5 protein-coding genes are annotated in these 3,890 nt (G+C 31.4%); all 5 read left to right on the forward strand.

Annotated elements, in window-relative coordinates:
• Window positions 1–389: 389 nt before the first annotated feature.
• Complete coding sequence (locus PHQ99_08030; protein MDD4289518.1) at window positions 390–605, forward strand: hypothetical protein; 216 nt, start codon at window positions 390–392, stop codon at window positions 603–605.
• Between the two features lie 89 nt (window positions 606–694).
• Window positions 695–913 (forward strand): type II toxin-antitoxin system HicB family antitoxin, encoded by a 219-nt coding sequence (locus PHQ99_08035; protein MDD4289519.1) that lies wholly within the window; start codon window positions 695–697, stop codon window positions 911–913.
• 328 nt (window positions 914–1,241) lie between these two features.
• The gene (locus PHQ99_08040; protein ID MDD4289520.1) at window positions 1,242–1,490 is read left to right on the forward strand and encodes an AbrB/MazE/SpoVT family DNA-binding domain-containing protein; all 249 of its coding nucleotides are present in this window, start codon (window positions 1,242–1,244) and stop codon (window positions 1,488–1,490) included.
• Complete coding sequence (locus tag PHQ99_08045; protein MDD4289521.1) at window positions 1,484–1,807, forward strand: type II toxin-antitoxin system PemK/MazF family toxin; 324 nt, start codon at window positions 1,484–1,486, stop codon at window positions 1,805–1,807. The genes PHQ99_08040 and PHQ99_08045 overlap by 7 nt, the downstream gene beginning before the upstream one ends.
• A gap of 213 nt (window positions 1,808–2,020) precedes the next feature.
• Window positions 2,021–3,877 (forward strand): nucleoside-diphosphate sugar epimerase/dehydratase, encoded by a 1,857-nt coding sequence (locus PHQ99_08050; GenBank protein ID MDD4289522.1) that lies wholly within the window; start codon window positions 2,021–2,023, stop codon window positions 3,875–3,877.
• The last annotated feature ends 13 nt before the right edge of the window (window positions 3,878–3,890 follow it).

Here is a 3,890-nt window from a genome sequence, read left to right on the forward strand (position 1 = left end):
GTTGGTAGATAGTAGATAGTGAATTACTATTAATTCAGTAATGAGTAAAATTGGTCTACCTGTCTGCCAGTCACCCGGTCTACCTGTCAAATACAAAAGAAAAAAATACGGAGAGTGGGTTGCAAGATAAAAATTTCGTTTTCAGTTTACAGTTTGCGGTTTTTAGTCAAAATACAAAAATTCAAGAAAAAAAGAAAATCGAACAGTCTGCTAGTTAATTTTGTATATAGTATGAAAAGCGTATGCCGTATAACGTGAAAAAACAATAAACCAAAAACAAACATTTTTATATTTATTCCCCTCTCCCCACGGAGGGAGAGGGTCAGGATGAGGGGGAGGTTCATGATTTTAAAATTAATTGGATAGGAGAGGAGGTATGCATACAAGCAATGAGTAATATAACTCTAAGAAAGGTAATTGAAAATTTTAAGCATTTACCGATTGAAGAAAAAGAATATGCATTAGAAATTTTAAAGAAACAGATTATTGAAACAAAAAGAGAAATTATTGCCATAAAAGCCAAAGAAGCCAGTTCTAATTATAAAAAAGGGGATTTTAAAGCTGGCAATGTTAAAGAATTTTATAAGGATTTAGAAAGTGATTAAAATATATTAGGACTAAGGTTTTAAACGTTCTTATAAAATGGTATGAACAAAGAAATTAAGGTAATTATTAATTAGAAGAAGGTGTTAATATAATATTCAAAGTAACTGTCGAGAAAAATGAATCTGGTTATTATGTTGGAGAAGTGCCGGCTTTGCCGGGATGTTTAAGTCAAGGTAAATCTATTGAAGAATTAAAGGTAAATATTGCGGAAGCAATCGAAGGTTGGTTGGAGGTTATGAAAATAGGTATTTTAAAGAAATTAATTAAGCAAGCTGGTTTGAATATCGATCAATTTAACAATTTATAAAAGAAAGTAATCCAACAGTAAATTTGCTTCGATTAAACCGTAAATCCAAAAGTTAAAAATAATAAACATTATCGAGTATCAAGTCAAAAGAGTATAAAAGAGTATACCGTGAAAATATAAATATAATATAAGAATTAGAAGATGCAAGTTGCAAGATAAAAGAAAAAGGCACAACTTCAGGAAATGAGTAACAAAAAACGGCAAGACTTAAGTAATGCTTTTTGTTTAGTACATGGATAATACACAGCAAGATTGAATTTTATTTGATTTTCGGATGTAATTACATTATAATTATATATAAATTATATTCATACATAAGGTGATGAAAATGAAAGCAACAATAATACCAATTGGAAATTCAAAAGGTTTGAGAATTCCAAAAGCAATATTGGAACAATGTAATATTTTAGAAGAAGTATCTTTAGAAGTAAGAGGAGATAGTATAACTATAAAACCTATCAAAAATAAGCCAAGAAAAGATTGGCATAAATATTTTAAAATAATGAAGAAAAAAGAAGAAGATAAATTACTAATTAATGAAAAGATTGACTTAGAAATGGAAGATTGGGAATGGTAATTAAGCAATATGATATTTTTCTAATTTCTTTAGATCCTACTATTGGTCATGAAATTAAAAAAGTACGTCCATGTGTAGTTATATCTCCAAATGAAATGAATGATAATATATCTACAATCATCATTGCCCCTATGACTACTCGCTCACATTCTTATCCTACTAGAATCCCAATTAAATTCGAAGATAAAAAGGGCTGGGTTGTATTAGACCAGATACGAGCCCTTGATAGAAAAAGATTTGTAAAGAAGCTTGGAAAATTAAACAAAGAAACAATTCTTAAAGTAAAGAGAGTTTTACAGGAAATGTTGGTGGAGTGATGCTGCTTCGGTCGCTTCACTCCATCCATTAGACTTATACACATAAACTTATTAAAATAATAATAAAATAAACAAGGTACCGAATAAGAAGGCTGAACAGGTATAGAGAGCGTTCAACGGCAAAACCTACATTGCGAAAAAGACCCAGCCTTCTGGATAATTAAATAAGGTAAAATATTTGCAGTTAAGATAGTCTGAGATTATAATCGTATTATGTTTAGAATAAATAATAAATATATATGGATTTTTATTGATATTTGTTTTCTTAATATTGCTTTACTATTAGCTATTGCTATTCGCTTTGGTTATGATTTAAGGCAATATTTTTTTATTTATCAACAAAATATTATATTTATAATTATTGCCTATCTGATTTTTTCTTCAATATTTCGTTTATATAATTTCTATTGGCGATATATAAGCATTAAAGAGATGTTTCATATTATCCTGGTAGTGGCACTTACTACTTTTTTTACCATGTATCTTCGCTTTTTACCTTTTGGTGGAAATATACCACGAACAGTTATTTTTCTTTTTTTCTTTTTTAGCTTATCCACATTGATTGGTAATAAGATATTTTGGCGATTTTATCATGAAAATAGATTGAAAATGAAAAAGGGAAATAACAGGATTTTAGTAGTAGGAGCAGGAGATGCTGGTGATGTTATTTCCAGGGAAATATCCAGGCGTCCTAATTTGGGTAATTTAATTGGATTTGTGGATGATGATAAGAGTAAAACCGGAATGAATATTCATGGTGGAAGGGTATTAGGAACAACAGAAGATATTCCACAATTAATTCAGAATAAAAATGTTGACCAGATTATAATCGCCATGCCCTCTGCAAGCGGGAAACAAATAAAAAGGATTGTTAATAGAATTCCTAAGAAGAGTGTTGATATAAAAACCCTACCCGGATTGTATGAATTAGTTGATGGTAATGTGAGTTATAGCAAAGTCAGGAATATAGAGATTGAGGATATATTAGGTAGAGAGCAAGTTAATCTGAACATAAAAACTATTTCTGAATATTTAACTGAAAAAACGGTCTTAATAACCGGAGCTGGCGGTTCTATCGGCAGTGAAATTGCAAGACAGGTAAGCCAGTTTCATCCGGGTACATTGATATTATTGGATAATAGTGAGAATAATCTATACAGTATTTTTTATGAGCTAAGAAATAAATATAAGAATGTAGAATTAGTCCCTTTATTATTGAATATAACAAATAAACCCAGGTTAAAAAATATTTTTCAATCAAAAAAGCCTGCTGTAGTTTTTCATGCCGCAGCTCATAAGCATGTACCTATTTTAGAATATTACCCGGAAGAGGCGATATGGAATAATATTATTGGTACAAAAAATATAGCTGCTTTGGCTGACAAATATGGGGCTGAAAGAATGATTATGATTTCCACAGATAAAGCAATTAACCCAACCAGTGTGATGGGTGTCAGTAAGAGAATTGCCGAAATGATTATGACAGATTATGGAAATAAAAGCAAAACGAGGTTTATGGCAGTACGCTTTGGAAATGTCCTGGGAAGCAGCGGAAGCGTAGTACCATTATTCAGGAAGCAAATTGCCGAAGGTGGCCCGGTTACAGTTACAGATAAAGAAGTTAAAAGATATTTTATGACTATACCTGAGGCCAGCCAATTGGTTATTCAGGCAGGAGTATTAGGAGATAGTGGCCAGGTTTTTGTATTGGATATGGGTGAACCAATCAAGGTTTATGATCTGGCGGTTGATATGATTAAACTAATGGGTTTTGAGCCCAATAAAGATATAGACATAACAATAGTGGGCTTAAGACCGGGAGAAAAGTTATTTGAAGAATTAATGACTGAGGAAGAAAAAAGTAATGCCTCCAGCCATACCTCTCATGAAAAAATATTTATTGCCAGGGTTGGTGAAGTGGATGGTGAAAAATTAGCTAAAGGTATTTCAGAATTAGAGGAGTTGGCATTAGAGGGTGATGCAGAGAAAATTATAATGAAGCTTCAGGAAATTGTCCCCAATTATAATCCTACGCGAAATAAAGATAATCTGCTGGAATATCAGTGGTAGATTGGTATCGAGT

Source organism: Atribacterota bacterium, from assembly GCA_028703475.1.
Classification (GTDB): domain Bacteria; phylum Atribacterota; class Phoenicimicrobiia; order Phoenicimicrobiales; family Stramentimicrobiaceae; genus JAQVMU01.

What these genes read in the sequence shown, in the direction of transcription:
- PHQ99_08030 (MDD4289518.1), top strand. Translation starts at nt 390, where the DNA reads ATGAGTAATATAACTCTAAGAAAGGTAATTGAAAATTTTAAGCATTTA.
- PHQ99_08040 (MDD4289520.1), top strand. Translation starts at nt 1,242, where the DNA reads ATGAAAGCAACAATAATACCAATTGGAAATTCAAAAGGTTTGAGAATT.
- PHQ99_08045 (MDD4289521.1), top strand. Translation starts at nt 1,484, where the DNA reads ATGGTAATTAAGCAATATGATATTTTTCTAATTTCTTTAGATCCTACT.
- PHQ99_08050 (MDD4289522.1), top strand. Translation starts at nt 2,021, where the DNA reads ATGTTTAGAATAAATAATAAATATATATGGATTTTTATTGATATTTGT.